The 18,233-nt window shown below is 34.0% G+C and carries 14 protein-coding genes; 12 read left to right on the top strand and 2 right to left on the bottom strand.

Features of this window, described 5'->3' with window-relative positions; translation table 11 throughout:
- Window positions 1-2: 2 nt before the first annotated feature.
- The 11 genes from QUE35_RS02385 (at window position 3) to QUE35_RS02335 (ending at window position 12,791) form a co-directional block, all read left to right on the top strand.
- The gene (locus QUE35_RS02385; protein WP_031258895.1) at window positions 3-1,532 is read left to right on the top strand and encodes an MATE family efflux transporter; all 1,530 of its coding nucleotides are present in this window, start codon (window positions 3-5) and stop codon (window positions 1,530-1,532) included.
- A 2-nt stretch (window positions 1,533-1,534) separates the two neighbouring features.
- Window positions 1,535-2,668: a glycosyltransferase gene (locus tag QUE35_RS02380; RefSeq protein ID WP_022602640.1), complete on the top strand. Its 1,134-nt coding sequence runs from the start codon at window positions 1,535-1,537 to the stop codon at window positions 2,666-2,668.
- Window positions 2,669-2,672: 4 nt separating this feature from the next.
- Complete coding sequence (locus QUE35_RS02375; protein WP_022602642.1) at window positions 2,673-3,782, top strand: polysaccharide pyruvyl transferase family protein; 1,110 nt, start codon at window positions 2,673-2,675, stop codon at window positions 3,780-3,782.
- A gap of 10 nt (window positions 3,783-3,792) precedes the next feature.
- Window positions 3,793-4,950 carry a Coenzyme F420 hydrogenase/dehydrogenase, beta subunit C-terminal domain gene (locus tag QUE35_RS02370; protein ID WP_022602644.1) on the top strand — a complete coding sequence of 386 codons (1,158 nt, stop codon included), beginning with the start codon at window positions 3,793-3,795 and terminating at the stop codon, window positions 4,948-4,950.
- Between the two features lie 4 nt (window positions 4,951-4,954).
- Complete coding sequence (locus tag QUE35_RS02365) at window positions 4,955-5,851, top strand: glycosyltransferase family 2 protein (protein WP_022602646.1); 897 nt, start codon at window positions 4,955-4,957, stop codon at window positions 5,849-5,851.
- Between the two features lie 203 nt (window positions 5,852-6,054).
- Entirely contained in the window at window positions 6,055-6,735 is a 681-nt protein-coding gene (locus QUE35_RS02360) for an acyltransferase (RefSeq protein WP_022602648.1), read from the top strand.
- Window positions 6,736-6,738: 3 nt separating this feature from the next.
- Window positions 6,739-7,731: a glycosyltransferase family 4 protein gene (locus QUE35_RS02355; RefSeq protein WP_022602649.1), complete on the top strand. Its 993-nt coding sequence runs from the start codon at window positions 6,739-6,741 to the stop codon at window positions 7,729-7,731.
- 16 nt (window positions 7,732-7,747) lie between these two features.
- Window positions 7,748-8,959, top strand: coding sequence for a hypothetical protein (locus QUE35_RS02350; protein ID WP_022602650.1), 1,212 nt, complete (start codon window positions 7,748-7,750; stop codon window positions 8,957-8,959).
- An 11-nt stretch (window positions 8,960-8,970) separates the two neighbouring features.
- Complete coding sequence (locus QUE35_RS02345) at window positions 8,971-10,239, top strand: glycosyltransferase family 4 protein (RefSeq protein ID WP_022602651.1); 1,269 nt, start codon at window positions 8,971-8,973, stop codon at window positions 10,237-10,239.
- On the top strand, window positions 10,236-11,318 hold the full coding sequence (locus QUE35_RS02340; RefSeq protein ID WP_122329705.1) for a glycosyltransferase family 4 protein: 1,083 nt from the start codon (window positions 10,236-10,238) through the stop codon (window positions 11,316-11,318). The genes QUE35_RS02345 and QUE35_RS02340 overlap by 4 nt, the downstream gene beginning before the upstream one ends.
- Before the next feature lie 360 nt (window positions 11,319-11,678).
- On the top strand, window positions 11,679-12,791 hold the full coding sequence (locus QUE35_RS02335; RefSeq protein ID WP_022602655.1) for a DUF1972 domain-containing protein: 1,113 nt from the start codon (window positions 11,679-11,681) through the stop codon (window positions 12,789-12,791).
- 73 nt (window positions 12,792-12,864) lie between these two features.
- On the opposite strand, the gene QUE35_RS02330 is transcribed toward QUE35_RS02335, so the two are convergent.
- Window positions 12,865-14,361, bottom strand: coding sequence for a glycoside hydrolase family 10-like protein (locus QUE35_RS02330; protein ID WP_031258898.1), 1,497 nt, complete (start codon window positions 14,359-14,361; stop codon window positions 12,865-12,867).
- A gap of 165 nt (window positions 14,362-14,526) precedes the next feature.
- Between QUE35_RS02330 and QUE35_RS02325 the strand changes: the two genes are divergently transcribed.
- A complete protein-coding gene (locus QUE35_RS02325) occupies window positions 14,527-17,148 on the top strand; it encodes a valine--tRNA ligase (RefSeq protein ID WP_022602659.1) in 2,622 nt (873 codons plus the stop codon).
- A gap of 107 nt (window positions 17,149-17,255) precedes the next feature.
- On the opposite strand, the gene QUE35_RS02320 is transcribed toward QUE35_RS02325, so the two are convergent.
- Window positions 17,256-18,140, bottom strand: a complete 885-nt coding sequence (locus QUE35_RS02320) for a DUF3298 and DUF4163 domain-containing protein (RefSeq protein ID WP_009317072.1) — start codon at window positions 18,138-18,140, stop codon at window positions 17,256-17,258.
- Window positions 18,141-18,233 lie beyond the last annotated feature (93 nt).

The following is an 18,233-nucleotide window of genomic DNA, read 5'->3' as shown; positions in this document are numbered from 1 at the left end:
AAATGAGTGATAAAGTAAATCGTCAACGTAATCTTGTTATAAAGAATACGTTGGTTTTATATGTTCGAATGTTTATCACGATGGGAGTTTCTTTGTATACCTCACGCCTTGTACTAAATGCTCTTGGTGTTGTTGATTTTGGTATATACAATGTTGTTGGAGGAGTCGTTGGTATGTTTGGTTTTTTAAATGTTGCGATGGCTTCAAGTACACAGCGATTTCTAAATTATGAGTTAGGCAAGGGAAATATTTCTCAATTAAATAAAGTTTTTAATGCTTCTGTAACCATTCATATAATAATTGCTATTTTTATATTATTACTGGCAGAAACAATTGGTTTATGGTTTTTAAATAATAGACTTGAAATTCCCGATGATAAAATAAATGCAGCAAACTGGGTATTTCAATTTTCTGTATTGTCTTCAATGATTTCTCTCATTCAAGTTCCTTTGTTAGCAACAATAATTGCGTATGAGCGTATGAAAGTCTATGCTTATATAAGTATTGTTGAGGCGATATTAAAACTGTTAATGGCTTTAATACTTACATGGGTCCTTTGGGAAAAGCTTAAGACCTATGCTATCTTAATGTGTTCTGTTGCTTTTATAATATTGTCTATATATTCTATATATTGTAATAGAAGAATTTCTATCTGTAAATTTTATTTAGTTAAAGACATGACTATTTATAAGGAACTTACAGGTTTTACTGGATGGAATATTTTTGGAGGTATAGTCAATATTCTCAATACACAAGGTCAAAATATATTGCTAAATATTTTTGGAGGACCTATCGTAAATGCGGCGAGAGGAATTGCTGTTCAAGTTACTCATGCGTTATATTCATTTATTTCTAGTTTTCAGACATCTGTAAATCCTCAGATTGTAAAATCATACGCTTCAAAAGATTTTATATATTTTCAAGACCTAATATTTGTATCATCTAAAATATCATTTTTTTTATTTTTACTTTTGGTAGTACCTGTTTTCACAGAGATGGAACAAATTCTTTATTTATGGCTGAATGTTGTTCCTGAGCATACTGTAGTTTTTTGTAGATATGTGTTATTGACCGGATTATTGACAACATTTTCATCTCCAATAATCACAGCAGCTTCCTCTTCTGGCAATATCCGTAAATTTCAATTGATAGTCAATAGTGTATTTTTATTAAATATTCCCATATCATATACTTTTTTAAAATTAGGGTATAATTCTGATTCTGTTTTTCAAGTTGCCCTTTTTATGGAAGCTATTGCATTGATATGCCGGCTGCTTGTTGTTAAAACTCTTGTTCCTTTTAATGTGCAAAAATATTTTAAACATGTATTGTTTAAGGCATTGGTTGTTTTTTGTATAGTTATGATTCCTGTATATATCATACATTCTTATTTCCTTCCGACTATACATAGATTGTTTTTTACAATTATTTTTTCCGGGTTGTATTGTGCTATAATAATATTTTTTATAGGATTATCTTCAAAAGAAAAAATATTGCTTCTTAATAAAATCAAGAGAGTTATAAAACGATAAATATGATGAAGATTCTCATAGATTGTTCATTTATGGACAGTACTCAGGTTTCCGGAGTATACAATTGTACGTATAGACTACTGAATGGATTTAAAGATTTGAATGATGTTGCGTTAGAAATACATATAATAATACAACCACAGGAAAAAGAATATTTCACAAAACTATTTCCCTCCTTTACGGTACTGTTATTACCTAAACGTTTATCTATGGTAATAAAGAAAATCCCACATTTAAAGGGGTATATTTACAGCTCTTTTATTGATAAATATATTGTCAAAAAAAATATAGATATATTTTTTTGCCCATATATGAGTATTGATTCATTATTTTGTTCAAAGGCTAAACAAGTAGGAATCCTTCATGATGCACAGACTTATATTTTAAAGAAAAATCAATTTGTGAAAGGAAAGATATATAAGTTCTTTATGGATCGGATTCTTGATAAGAATACATTTATTGTTACAATATCAGAAGAAGCTCGTAAAAATATTCAAAAACAATTACCTTATCTAAAAGCTCCATTATACTTAATACACAACAGTGTGATTGTATCACGGAAAATGATAGGATTAAAGGACATTGAAAATCAAAAGTATATTCTATTTGTAAATACTTTGATGGAATATAAAAATATAGAAACACTTATACGTGCATTCTTTTTGATTAAAGATAAAATACCACACATCCTATTAATAAAAGCTCGTTCAACAGAGTTTTGGCAGAAAAAGATGATTCCACTCATTAGTGATCTGAAATTAATGAATCGAGTAGTATTATATGAGAAAAATTTATCTGATGAGGAAATGGCATTCTTATACAACAAAGCTGAAATATTTGTTTCAACTTCATTGATGGAAGGATTTGGTTATACTCCTATTGAAGCAGCTATTTATAAAACATCTGTAATTACAACCAAAATACCTGTAATTCTTGAAACTTCAAAGGGATTATTCCATTATTATGAACCGGCGAAAGACTATAGGATTCTATCCTCTACCATATATAATCTTTTACAGAATCCAGACAGTCCGGAAACTCTTAGAGATATATCGAAAAAATTAGAATCTTTGTATTTACCGATAGAACAAGCTCGAAAATTCATTTCCTTATTTGCAGAAATTAGAAATATGTAATTATATGAAAAGAATAGGTTTAGTTACTTGGTTTGGAGGAAGTAATTATGGAACATCATTACAGGCATTTGCATTAAATTATGTAATTCTAAAGCTTGGGGCAGAATGCTTTTTGATGAAGAAATGTTTGACATGGCGTAATGTCGCAAGACTAATTTTGATTCGCATAAAAAGAAATAAATTACAAAATATACAGAATGGATTACATCCCCAAAAAGAACGGAAAATAAAACAATTTAAAAAACTTCATTTTAAAAGTTTTCCACAAAGAATAGGGATTATAGGAAGGGCACTTTTTAAAAGAGATGTTTCAACTCTTGATTGTGTCGTTGCCGGAAGTGATCAAATTTGGAATCCTTATTATACAGAGCCCTATTTTTTATTACAAGATATTAATATTTTAAAGTATTCTTATGCCTCAAGTATAGGTGTTGAGGAATTTCCTACAAATAAGATTAAATTATATCAGAATACTTTGTCAAAATACGAAAAAATATCTTCTCGAGAAGAGACAGCTATTAATATTCTTGAAAAATTGTCAGGTAAAAAAGTTTTTAAAGTTCTAGATCCTACATTTTTATTATCTGCTAATGAATGGAATTCTTTTGCTGAGGAAAAAACGTTAGAAAATTTTAATACAAATTCTCCATACATATTATGCTATTTCATAGCAGAAAATTCATCATATCTAAAGAATTTAAAACGAATACAAGAACGTGCAAAAATTCATCGTATTGTTATATTACCAATGAAACCTAGTCATTTTATAATAGATGGAGAGATTATTGAAGATGCAGGTTTACAGGATTTTATCTATCTTATAAATCATGCAAATTTAATTTGTACCGACTCTTTTCATGCTTCAGCCATTAGTATAAACCTAAATAAGAATTTTGTTACGTTTTTACGCTTTAAAAGCAATGATAAATCTTCTCAAAATTCAAGAATTGAGAATCTTCTTTTTCATTATTGTTTACATGATAGACTGTATATAGATGAGAAAGATCTAAATAAAGACTTTATAACGCCAATAGATTATAAAAGAACAAACTTAATATTGCAAAAAGATCGGGAAGATTCGTTTGCGTATTTAAGAGATATTGTAAATAATTGATGTTTTTGATATGGAAACTATTTGCGAGTATGAGAAATGTACAGGTTGTTTTGCATGTCAGAATGTTTGTCCACATAAATGTATAAAACTTGTTTCTGATAAGTTCGGTGAATTACACCCACAAATAAATCAAGATCTTTGTATAGATTGCGGACTGTGTATAAAAAAATGTCCTGTCAGGACAGAACCTCAATGGGAAGTTCCCATAGGTTGTTATGCTGTTTGGAATAAAAATGAAAAAGATCGACGATTAAGTGCTTCAGGTGGTGTTGCTACTTGTTTTTCACAATATATGATAAAAAATAAAAATGGAATCGTATATGGTGTTAAATGGGATAAACAATTACGCCCTGTTTTTGATAAAGTGACTTCAATCTCTGATGTAGAAGATCTGAAAGGGTCTAAATATGTACAAGCATACGTTAATTTCAAATATAAAGAAGTTGATGTTGATTTACAATCTGGGAAAAATGTTTTATTTATTGGAACTCCTTGTCAGATAGCCGGATTAAAAAGCTTTTTAGGAAAAGATTATGATAATTTACTTACTTGTGATCTATTATGTCATGGAGTACCTTCTCCCGATTATTTGTCTGGAGAAATAAAACGTATATTGGGAAGAAAAATAGGACTTGCAACAAATTGTCGTTTTAGAGGGAATGATAAATACAATTACAATTTTTCATTATGGAATAATGGAAAAGTTTTGTATAACAAAAGAGCTTTTTTATCGTATTATTTTACAGCTTTCTTGACATCCATAACTCTTAGAGAGAGCTGTTATTCCTGCAGATATGCTTCAGAACGACGTATATCAGATATAACTTTGGGTGATTTTATAGGATTAGGGAAGTTATACCCTTTTACCGGAAATGCCCATAACGCATCTGTTGTTGTGTTGAATACATCTAAGGGTGAATATTTTTTTTCAGAATTTAGAAATTCTATGCAAAATCTTTATATAGAAAAAAGAGAGTATGAAGAAGCTGTACAAGGTGGAGAAAGTTTTAGAAAGCCTGTAAAGAGAAATATAAAAAGAGATAAATTCCTTGTGTTATATGAAAAATATGGTTGGGAAAAGGCTATTACAAAAGTTTTATGGAAATATATTTTTCGGAATACGTTAATGGCGGAATTAAAAAAATTACTACATAAAAAATCATTTTAATTTTATGGATGTATCTATCATTTTAGTGAATTATAATACTACCCGATTATTGTTACAAGCTATTGATTCTATATATGAAAAAAGTGCGGGATTTACATTTGAGGTAATTGTCGTAGATAATAACTCTTCTGAAAATCCGGAGAAAGAAATTCGAGAAAAATATGGGGATCAAATTACGCTCATTTCGTTATCTGAAAATATAGGATTTGGGAAAGCAAATAATGAAGGTATAAAAATCGCAAAAGGACGATATATTTTTTTACTAAATACCGATACGTATTTAATAAATAATGCCATTTATATACTTATGCAGTATATGGATACTCATCTTGATGTTGGATCTTGTGGAGGAAATTTATATAATGCGCAATTACAGCATACATATTCTTATCATAAAATTCCTTACGGAATAAGATCATATGAAATTTCCGAATTGACATTGGGATTTAGCAGAAGATTTGTAAAATATCCGTTTTATAACACATCTGAAAATGCGATAGAAGTAGGGAATATTTCCGGTGCTGATATGATGCTTAGAAAATCGGTCTTAGATACAGTGGGTACTTTTGATCCTGATTTCTTTATGTATTGTGAAGAGAGTGAATTATCATGGAGAATTAGAAAAGCTGGTTATAAAAACATCAATGTACCTCAAGCTAAGATTGTTCATTTGGAAGGAAAGAGTTCCAAAATTGTAGAACATCGCAAATTGATGGAACTTGACGGACGGAAGAAATATTATATAAAGACCCGTGGTATATTATATTTTAAAATTGCCAACATATTATTATTATGTGGTGTAACACTCAGATGTATACTATATACATTGAATAATAACAGGAAATTAAAAAAAGAATATAAAAAATTTGGGGGATTAATATATAAGGCATATTATAAATGAAACGACCAATAGTAGACATCTGAATTTAGCTGTATATCTTTTTAATTTTATAGTTTTGATCGGAAAGCCTTTATTTGGCAATGAAAATTTGTTCAATAATTATTATGTGAATTTTGCAGTATTTATAATGGTTTCTATTTTGAGTTATTATGTAGGGAACTGGATACAGAAGCATATTTTCAATAAATGGAATATTTAGTAAAATGAAACTAAGAACATTATTGGCACTTGTGCCGTCTTTATTTTTTTGTCTGAAATATCTGCCTTTTAGGCAAGCAATAAAAATCCCCATCATTATATACGATCCCCATTATTATTGTATGAGAGGAAAAGTTATTATAGACTCTCCGGTTATAACATTCGGGATGATACGGTTGGGAATTTTCATAACCAATCAGTATCCCAACAGTGGAATTCGATGGCATAACCAAGGGACAATAGTTTTTAAGGGGAGAGCTGCCATAGGTGCTAACTCTGCAATTACGGTTTTGCGTGAGAACAGTTATCTTGAGTTTGGGGACAACTTTGGAAATGCTGCATCCTTACGTTTAAACTGTGATTATAGAATTATATTTTGTAAAAATGTCAGAATTGGGTGGGATGTTTCGGTTATGGACAGCGCAATGCATCGGATTAAGGATTTAGACGGGAATTTTTTAGGAAAAGGTTATGAAGAAGTGATTATAGAAGAAAATGTCTGGATTGCTTCACAGTGTTTAATTTTACAAGGGACGAGAGTACCTGCCTACTCGATTGTAGCGGCTCGTAGTTTATTAAACAAGTATTATGACATCCCGACTTATAGTTTGTTAGCGGGAATTCCTGCAAGGTTGATAAAGACCGGTGTATATAGAGATATAAATGATGACAAAATATTAATATAAAAAATGGAAATAGCATTTATCTTATCATATCCGAGAATTGTTCCGACAGATGGCGTTGTAAGCCAAGCTAATACATGGAAAAAAGGGCTTGAAAAATTAAGTCATGCAGTGACGCTTATAAATATGTGGGAAGAAAATAATTGGAAACAGTTCGATATAATATTATTTTTCGGATTTAATGAGTATATGCAAGATATAATCAAATGGCTGTATCCCATAAATCCTCATATTGTAGTAGCCCCCATACTTGATCCCAATTATAGCTTAATTGCTTTGAAGTGTTATTCCCGTTGGGGATGTAATAAATTACGACTAAATAATTCCTATCATGCATTGCGTAGTTGTAAAGAGAAAGTAAAACTGTTTCTTGTGCGTTCCCGATATGAAAAATTATATCTTTCACAGGGTTTTGGTATTTCTGCTTCTAAATGCCGGATAATACCATTATCTTATAATGTTAATCCTGAATCATTTGGGAATGAGCGAGAACCTTTTTGTTTACATATTAGTCTGTTATGTGATGCTCGAAAAAATGTAAAGAGGCTAATTGATGCATCTGTAAAGTATAATTTTAAGTTGGTATTAGGAGGAATTTTACGGAACGAACAAGAGAAAAAGCTGCTTGATAGCTGGATAAGAGATAAACCTAATGTCACTTACATGGGATATATTTCTTACGATACGATGTTAGATCTGTATAAGCGTGCTAAAGTATTTGCACTTCCCAGCATTTATGAAGGAGTAGGTATTGTTGCACTTGATGCTGCGGTAATGGGATGCGATATTGTCATTACTCGATTAGGAGGTCCCAAAGAGTATTATAATAATATGGCAGTAGAAGTAGATCCATATAGCATAGATGAAATTGGATTAGCAGTTTCCCAATTGATGCAAGGACAAACTTTTCAACCTGATTTAAGAAAATATATTTTAGAAAATTATTCTCTTAAAAATATTTCCGAACAATTGGAAATGGCCTTTTCTATTGTATTATAATAATTTGATACTAAAAATGGTATTATCATCTGTATCCCCTAATATATCACGGAAAATATTTATTATAGGCACTACATTACTGTTTATATCTCCAGCTTTCGCCTTAGGTGATGGAGCTCGGAATTTATTGCTTATTATTGCAATGGGCATATCTCCAATTCTATTTTTATTCTATCCGATTATTAAAATCAAGACAGATTTACCGCTCATTATATTTATATTGATGAGTATATTTTTCCCGCTTCTTAATCATCCGGAATCAATGAGATGGAGTACTGTTCTGTATGGATGTATGTTTGTTATTTACTTTATGACACTTACAAAGGTTTTATACATTTCGGATATAGATGCTGACGGTTATTTGAGATTTTTAAAAGTTCTAATTTTTGCTTACTTTATAGTATTGGTAATTCAGCAAATATGTGTATTGACAGGACTTCCGATATTGAATGTCAGCAATTATAATCCTGAGACTCCGTGGAAATTAAATTCATTAATGTCTGAACCGGAGCATAGCGGGAGAATGATGGCGATTTTGATGTATTCATATTTAACTATCAAAGAAAACGTAACAAGAAAGGTTTTAATACTTAAAGAGGAATGGAGAGATGATAAAGGGGTCTGGATTGCATTTTTGTGGTCTATGATTACAATGATGAGTGCGGGAGCTTATTTGTTTCTTTTAATAGTTTTGTTTAAGTTTTTTAATCGGAAAACTTTATTCTCGTTACTTATTCTTCTAAGTATTATTATAGTTATAGTCCGAATATTTGAAATAGATTCTTTTATGAGAACATACAGATTAGCGGTTGCCACATTTTCTTTTGATATGAGAGAAATGGTGAGAGCCGATCATAGTGGGGCTTTGAGAATTATCCCGGCGATGGTGTGTTTTGACCAAATAAACTTGGCTAGTTTTGATGGTTGGTTTGGGAAAGGAATAGATTTTATTTCGACAATAATGTCTAAATCTATTTGGGGGGTTCAGCAAGGTTATACAGGAGGAGGATTATTATTGTACGCAGTAGAATATGGTTTTTTACCTTTTATTCTAATTACACTATTCTCATTTAAGATTTGTTATGACACTTCTAATAAAATTGCAAGTATTGCATTCTGGTTTTTTTCTGTTTTCCTAACAGGTATAAATCTACAGATTACATGGGCTGTAATAATGTTATTTTATACAAATAAGGAAATTCTCAAACGCTGCCACTGTTTTAGTTAAAAAATTTATTTATGAAAGATATATTGATTTTGGCATATCAAATTTCACCTACTAAAGGTTCAGAATATTCTGTAGCTTGGAATTATGTAACACGTATGTCGAAGTATAATAGGTTGACAGTTATATATGGAGTGTCAGGCGAACATCTTGGGGATTGTGGTGAAATGAAAGAATATCTGAAAAGGAATTATTTCCCTAACGTAAAATTCATATGTGTAAGTCCGAATCAAAAAACCAATATACTGAATTGGTGTAATCGTCATAACTTCTTTAACTATACATTTTATTGGGCTTATCGATCTTGGCAAAAGCAAGTATATGATGAAGTTAAAAACTTAATGGAAAATAAGCATTTTGATTTGATACATTTTGTCGGACCGATTGGATATCGAGAACCCGGATATTTATGGAAACTTGGAATACCTTATTTGTGGGGGCCAATTGGAGGAAGTAATAAAACGAATGTCATTTTGCAGAAACATACCTCTTTATTGGCACAGTTTAAATTTAGATTAAGAAATGTAATGAATGAAATACAACTCAGGAAGAATAAAAGATTAAAGTTAGCTTTAGAAAATACAGACTTATTGTTGACAGCTACGACAGAAAACCAAAAAAAAATTGAGAGGATATTACATAAGAAAAGTTCTTATTTGCCAGAGAATGCAATTGCAGCAGATATTTCTTTAAATGTTGAGAAATTTAATACCGACAAATACCATTTTGTGATAATAGGGAGCTTAATTGAACGAAAAGCCGTACATATTCTATTAGAGTCTCTTATTTTTGTTAAACATAAAGATTTACTGATTATTGATATTATCGGGGATGGTCCTACGAGATCTTTATTAGAGGAATTTTCAAGAAAACAAAATATAGACTACATAATTAGATGGCATGGTCATTTATCAAGAATAGAGGCCATAAAAATATTCAATTCTGCTCATTTTCATGTAATAACTAGTTTAAGTGAAGGAAATCCGACTACTATTTGGGAAGCTATGAGTCATGGCGTCCCGACCATGAGTTTTGATCATTGTGGTATGCATGATACAATTTGTGAGCGTTGCGGTGTAAAAATACCAATTCGTTCTTATGAGCAGTGTGTTTCTGATTTAGCGAAAAATATCGATTATTTATTGGAACATCCGGAAAAATTCGAACAATTAGCGTATGGAGTTTTAGAATGTGCAAAAAAATATACTTGGGACGATAGAGAACTCTTTTTACAGAAATGTTATGATCAAGCGATAGAAAATTTTAAGAATAGAATCGTATGAAACACATTATCTGTTTCCACCTTTTCAATGATTATAGCGGCAGCCCTAAAGTGCTGAAGATGGTATTACAGGGAATACTGGATAAAGGGTATGAAGTAGATCTGATAACCTCAAAGGGGGGAGTTTTGGATGAACTTACCGGACATGCAAATTTGAAAAGAATGTCGTATGGTTATCATTTTTCTGCTAATCCGGTAGTAACTATGTTTCGGTATTTGGGTGTTCAGTTATATACTTTTCTTATAGCTTTTCGTTATTTATTTCAAAAACAGACCGTATTTTATATTAACACATTGCTTCCGGTAGGTCCTGCATTGGCAGGGCGCATGATGGGGAAAAAAGTGATATACCATTATCATGAAAACGCTTTCGTCAAGGGGGCTTTTTATAAGATTTTGGCAACTCTGATGCAAAAGCTGGCACATAAAATTATTTGTGTGTCGCAATATCAAAGATCATTTTTGGGTAGAAAAAGAGGGGTATGTGTTATTCCGAATGCTTTGCCTAAGGAGTTTACAAACCGATTGCATCCGGATACGGAAGCTGCATTCGGACGACAAACTGTCTTAATGCTTTCATCATTAAAAGAATATAAAGGTACACGGGAATTTATCGAATTGGCTAACAGGTTGCCACAATATAAATTTGTATTAGTTATTAATGATGTCCAAGAAAATATTGATTCTTTTTTGTATAAATATAATATTTTTTGTTCCCAAAATTTAATTATATATCCACGTCAAAATAATGTAGTTCCATTTTATAATGAGGCTTCGATAGTAATTAATTTGACTGATAAAAAATTGGCTGTCGAGACATTTGGTTTGACTGCATTAGAGGCCATGAGTGCCGGACTTCCCGTGATTGTACCGACAGAAGGCGGAATTGCCGAAATGGTAACGGATGGAGAGAATGGGTATAAAATAGATGTGCAGGATTTGAATAAAATTGTCGAATATATTCATCTGCTTTTATCCGATCAAGAGTTATATAATAAACTGTCGAATAATGCTTCTGCCTATTCTCGAAATTTCAATATCGATAAAATGACCGAATCTATTTTATCATTATTCGACTAATTTCTTTACAGATACTTTTTCTATATACGGGGTATGGCAAGGTCTTATTCTCGTGTTTCTGACGTCTTTTTGAGAGTGTTATCAAATGCTCCGAATCACCATATTACCCTACCACACTGACGTATGAAACAGTGAAGAGAAACTTGCCATTATTCCCCGAAAAATGGATACGCTTGAAAGCCTGTTTAAAATAAAATATTTAGAGCTATTTTTTTGAACTTGCTTTTCGTTTCTTGCGTGTCATTGTACTCTGTCATACTCCTTATCGGAACAAAAAATATTCTCGAAAGCTTCTTAAAAAGAGGCTGTTCAAAATTTAAACAGAATAGAATCTTATAGATTTTCAACACTTTACGTTTTATGAAAAATGTTGCAATCGTGGGCACTCAGGGTGTTCCCGCGAGATATGGCGGTTTTGAGACTTTGGTAGAGAACATCATTGGGAAAAATTGTCCTCTTGAAGTGCAATATACGGTATTTTGCAGTAGTAAAGACTTTAAAAAAGAAGAGCGTTTATTGTCTTATAAAGGTGCTTTTTTGAAATATGTCCCGTTACATGCGAATGGTTTCCAGAGTACTCCGTACGATATTTGGTCTTTGTTGAAAGTGATGCGGGGATATGACGTGATTGTCATATTAGGTGTATCGGGGTGTATATTTTTACCGGTATTTCGCTTGTTTTGCCGAAAACGCTTGGTTATAAATATTGACGGATTAGAGCACCGACGGGCGAAATGGGGAAGATTTGCCCGTTGGTTTTTGAGATTTTCCGAGGCTATGGCTGTTCGTTTTGCGGATGTGATCGTTGCGGATAATAAAGGTATTCAAGATTATGTTCTTGATGTCTACGGAAAAGATTCTGCATTGATCGCTTACGGAGGGGATCATGTGAAACGGTCGGTCGGAGAGGAGAGACAACGTGCGATATTGGACCTTTATGGGTTGAAAAGAAAAGAGTATTCGTTCACGGTGTGCCGTATCGAGCCGGAAAACAATTGCCATATTACTTTGGAAGCTTTTGCGAAAAGCGGTGATGTGTTGGTTTTTATCGGTAACTGGGATAAGAGTGCATACGGGCAAGAACTGAAACGAAAATATAGCGGGGTCGGGAATATTCAATTGATCGATCCGGTCTATGATCTTGATGTTTTGTATGTATTGAGGAATAATTGCCGCTTTTATATTCATGGACATAGTGCCGGAGGTACAAATCCTTCATTAGTGGAGGCTATGTTTTTTAATTGTCCGATTTTGGCTTATGATGTCATATATAATCGAGAAACGACCGAAAATAAAGCTTTTTATTTTCGGGATGCAGAGCAACTGATTGCTCTTTTAAGAAACGACAATGCTTCATTGTTAGAGAAGTCTGCAAAAGATATGTCTGAAATTGCAAATCGCCGTTATCTGTGGGAAGTGGTATCGAGGCAATATCTGGAACAGTTTGATCTTGTATCGGTTAAGGCCGACTGATAAATTAGGCAGGCTTGAAAAACAGGGGAGGGAAACATATAGTTTCTCTGCCCTGTTTTTCAAGCTTTGTTTTTTATAATTTTACGGTTACTTTTTTGCCCTTTTTACTTTCATTGTGCATTCTGTCTACTGCGGTTATAACGTAAGTATATTTTTCTGTTCCTTTTTGATAGGGTAGTAAATATCCGGTTTCTCGTGTTGTCGTAACAAGATTTTTTCCGTTCGACAAATCAATAGGTTCACCTTCAGCGAATCGGTAGATACAGAAATAAACCTGCTTCTGCATTTCATCTTTTGTGTTTTTACGTTTCCATTCCAAGACATAGCCTTGCGGTATCCAACGGGCTTTCAAGCTTTTCACTTCTGCCGGACATTTATCATCGATAAATGTGTATGCCGGTATTATTGCGGGAAAAGCGAAGTGGTCGTATTTCAGGGCGTTGCCTACATTTCCGTAATTTTCTAACAGAGGATGCGCCGGCCAGAAACAATTACCGGAGATGTTGTCCAGATAACGGCTCAATTGTATTTTATGATTTAGTTGCGAATATTTCGGATTTACGTCCGCTGCGTTCATCGTTCGTTTTACGTCTTGTCCGATATAGAGATGCCGTCCGTTACTATGACGATTCCACCAATAAATAAGGGTTTCGTAACAAGCTGCTTTATGTCCTATTTCCCAGTATAATTGAGGCATCATATAATCGACCCATCCGTTACGAGTCCACATCAGTACATCCGCATACAAGTCGTCATAATTTTGTAAACCGTTCGTATCGCTACCGTTCGTGTCATTTTTTTTATTTCGATATATTCCGAACGGACTGATTCCGAACCGGACCCAAGGTTTCCGTTGCGAAATGGTCTGATGAAGTTCTTGAATCAAAAAATTTACGTTATTCCGACGCCAATCAGATAGGCTCAGTCCGTTTCCGTATCGAGCGAAACTCTTTTGGTCGGGAAATTCTTTTCCTGCAATGGGATAGGGGTAGAAGTAATCATCCATGTGTATTGCATCTATATCATAACGAGATACGATATCATCTACTACTTGACAGATAAATTTACGGGATTCGGGCAATCCCGGATCGAAATAAAGCTGATTACCATAAGTTACGAACCATTCGGGGTGTTTATGATAAATGTGTCCGGGCGCTAATTGTTCGTTTAGATTACTTTTTACGCGATACGGATTGAGCCATGCGTGAAATTCCATATTCCGTTCATGACAAGCTTCGATGAGATATTGCATCGGATCCCATACCGGAGTCGGTGCTATGCCTTGTGTCCCGGTAAAAAAACGACTCCATGGCTCTAACGATGATTGATAAAACGCGTCTGCTTGAGGTCTTACTTGAAAAATGACGGCATTTATACCCATTTGTTGCAAGCCGTCAAGCATTGCTGTAAGATATGTCTGCATGGTAGCTTTATCCATGTTTTGGTATTGAGACTGATGAACAGTTTGTATCCATGCACCCCGGAATTCCCGTTTGGGAGACTGTTGGCTTTTTAATGGAAAAGCAAATAGTAAAATTGCTAATGTGATAAAGTAGAACCGAGATTTCATAGTGAGTATCTTATTAATGTTCGACAAAAATAGAAAAACTTCTTGTGAAATTTGCTCTTTTGTCTCTTTCTGTCTCGAATATTTTGTACTTTTGTGTCGCATTTTGGAGATTTTTGTCTCTTTTGTTCTGTATAAAAATAAAAAAACAAGAAATTACGAAATAGAATGGAAATTGCAACGAAGTACAATCCTGCCGAAGTTGAAGAAAAGTGGTATGAGTATTGGCTTAAAAACGGATATTTCAAGTCGAAACCCGATGGCCGTGAACCTTATACGATAGTCATACCTCCGCCAAATGTTACGGGTGTGTTGCACATGGGGCACATGCTGAATAATACGATTCAGGATATTTTGATTCGTCGTGCCCGTATGACCGGAAAGAATGCTTGTTGGGTTCCGGGTACCGATCATGCTTCTATCGCAACCGAAGCGAAGGTCGTGAACAAATTGGCAGCTCAGGGAATTAAGAAAACCGATCTTACACGAGAAGAATTTCTGAAACATGCATGGGAATGGACAGAAACTCACGGAGGAATTATCTTGCAGCAACTCCGCAAGTTAGGGGCTTCTTGTGATTGGGACAGAACGGCTTTTACTATGGATGAGCTTCGTAGCGAAAGTGTCTTGAAAGTTTTTGTCGATTTATATAATAAAGGACTTATCTATCGGGGTGTCCGTATGGTAAATTGGGATCCGAAAGCTTTGACTGCTCTATCCGATGAAGAAGTCGTTTATAAAGAAGAACACGGAAAGTTGTATTATTTGCGTTATAAGATTGAGGGTGAGGACGGATATGCCGTAGTCGCAACGACCCGCCCTGAGACGATTATGGGAGATACGGCTATGTGTATCAATCCGAATGATCCCAAAAATCAGCATTTAAAAGGGAAGAAAGTTATTGTTCCGTTGGTAAACCGGGTAATTCCGGTCATCGAAGATGATTATGTCGATATCGAATTCGGTACGGGTTGCCTGAAAGTCACTCCGGCACATGATGTTAACGACTATATGCTGGGCGAAAAGTATAATCTGCCGAGTATCGATATTTTTAACGATAACGGTACGATAAGCGATGCTGCCGGAATGTATGTCGGTATGGACAGATTCGATGTCCGTGTTCAAATAGAAAAAGATCTGGAAGCTGCGGGCCTGTTGGAAAAAACGGAGGCTTATACTAATAAAGTCGGGCATTCGGAACGTACGAATGTTGTGATAGAGCCTAAACTTTCTATGCAATGGTTTTTAAAAATGACCGATCTTGCTAAACCGGCGTTAGAGGCTGTAATGAATGACGATATAAAGTTTTATCCGGCAAAATACAAAAATACATACCGCTATTGGATGGAAAATGTTAAGGACTGGTGTATTTCCCGTCAGCTTTGGTGGGGACATCAAATCCCTGCATATTATCTTCCCGAAGGTGGGTATGTCGTAGCGGCAACTAAAGAGGAAGCTTTGGAACTGGCTCGTAATAAGACGGGTAATTCTACCTTACAAACGGAAGATTTACGACAAGATGAAGATTGTCTCGATACATGGTTTTCTTCTTGGTTGTGGCCTATATCGCTGTTCGACGGTATTAATCATCCTGGAAATGAAGAACTGAATTACTATTATCCAACCAGTGACTTGGTTACAGCTCCCGATATTATTTTCTTTTGGGTAGCCCGTATGATTATCGCCGGCTATGAATATCAGAAAGAGATGCCGTTTAAGAATGTCTATTTTACCGGAATTGTCCGTGATAAATTAGGCCGTAAAATGTCTAAGTCGTTAGGTAATTCCCCCGATCCGTTAGAATTGATCGATAGGTACGGGGCTGACGGGGTTCGTATGGGAATGATGCTTTCTGCTCCGGCCGGAAATGATATTTTATTTGATGATACATTGTGTGAACAAGGACGTAATTTCAATAATAAGATATGGAACGCATTTCGGTTGGTAAAAGGATGGTCGGTAGATTCGTCTATAGATCAGCCTGAATCAGCCAAGATTGCAGTAAGGTGGTTTGATGCTATGCTGAAAAAAGCAAGTATCGAGATTGCAGACTTGTTCTCTAAATATCGTCTTTCGGAAGCGTTGATGGTGGTATATAAATTGTTTTGGGATGAATTTTCTTCATGGTATTTGGAGATGATCAAACCCGGATATCAACAGCCGATAGATGCTACGACATACGAAAAGACTTTGTCGTTTTTTGATGATCTATTGAAACTTCTGCATCCGTTTATGCCTTTTATTACGGAAGAACTTTGGCAGCACATCTGTGACCGTAAAGAGGGGGAAAGTATCATGATCGCTCAATTACCGGGAGTAGAGACTTATGATGAAGCTCTATTGGCACAAATCGAGACGGCAAAAGAGATTATTTCAGGAGTGCGTTCGATTCGTCTTCAAAAGAATATCCCGAATAAGGATACGTTAGAATTACAAGTTATCGGACAGCACAATTCGGGGAATGATGCGGTAATTTCTAAACTTGCTAATTTGTCGGCTATTTTGTCGGTTAATGAAAAAGATGCTACAGCAGCTTCATTTTTGGTGGGCACAACCGAGTATGCCGTTCCGTTAGGAAATAATATCGATGTAGAAGCCGAATTGAAAAAGCAAGAAGAGGAACTGAAATATTTACGAGGTTTTCTAAAATCGGTCATTGCTAAATTAAGTAACGAGCGTTTTGTGAATAATGCTCCGGCACAGGTTGTTGAAATGGAGCGGAAAAAACAGTCCGATGCAGAAAGTAAAATAAAATCTTTAGAGGAAAGTATTGCCGCACTGAAGAAATAAAGAGGTCTAATACTTATATAATTGATTATATAAAAAACGCCAATAATTTTTTAATAAATCATTGGCGTTTTTTATTGCTTCATAAAATAATTATTGTGAAGACTGTGTTATTCAAAAATACGTTTCACGGGACATTCTGGTAAAAGGTAAGGACGCAATACGGAGTATGGTAGGGTAATTCGTGTTTGACCTAAATAATAAGGTGCGATATCATACGGATTATATAACCACGTGATTCCATTTTTTCCCGCATAGAAATTATCGGTAGCGACAATGTTTTCAGGACTATAATCTTTCTTGCTTAATTCATTGATATTTGTTAATTTAAGATCGATTGCCAATTGTTTTCGTAATAACTCATCTATTGTTGCTCTATTTTTTTCACTAATAAGATCATTCAAAAGAAGGCTCTTTCCTTTTTGTAAATCAAAGGTTTGATATGTAGTTGTATAAATGCCGTGTGCCCCACCGGTAAACATATAAGTCGATAATTCGTAGCTCCATATATCGTGATTATTATAAAGAGAGCGGCTACCTACAGATAATTCATAATTCATCCATACACCGATGTCTTTTTTAGAATGGCTATATTGAGACATATCTTTTTTATAAGTGTCTATATAATTCTGCATGTATTTTTCTGCAGCTAATTTAGGAGCGAAACTCTCATATTCTTCTCCGAAAATACTCTTCACAAAATATTTTTGTATCTGTTTTAATTTTATATTGTTAGGATAATTATCCGGATAAATCATGTCGATAGAAAACGTGCAGGCCGGCATTGCCGTGTCATTATTGATATGATATTTTTTCTCGTTTTCATAAAGAGCAAAAGACAACGTATCTATTTCCTCTATAGAAATAGCGGTATCGGTCAATTCTGTTTGCTGATCCGAATCTGTTTTGTCTGGATGATTTTTTTTCTGCTTACAAGAGTTTATACATAAAAGGAGAAGGCAGAATCCGGATAAAAGAATAAATCTATTTTTCATATTTGGATGATTTAGTTGACATATTTACAAATATATAAAAACTTCTGATTTATATTTTGTTTGAAATAAAAAGTTTTGTGCCTACGCTATAAA

The sequence above is a fragment of the Coprobacter fastidiosus genome, from assembly GCF_030296935.1.
Classification (GTDB): Bacteria; Bacteroidota; Bacteroidia; order Bacteroidales; family Coprobacteraceae; genus Coprobacter; species Coprobacter fastidiosus.
Note: the sequence above shows the minus strand (reverse complement) of the source record. Positions and strands in the feature narration are given on the sequence as shown.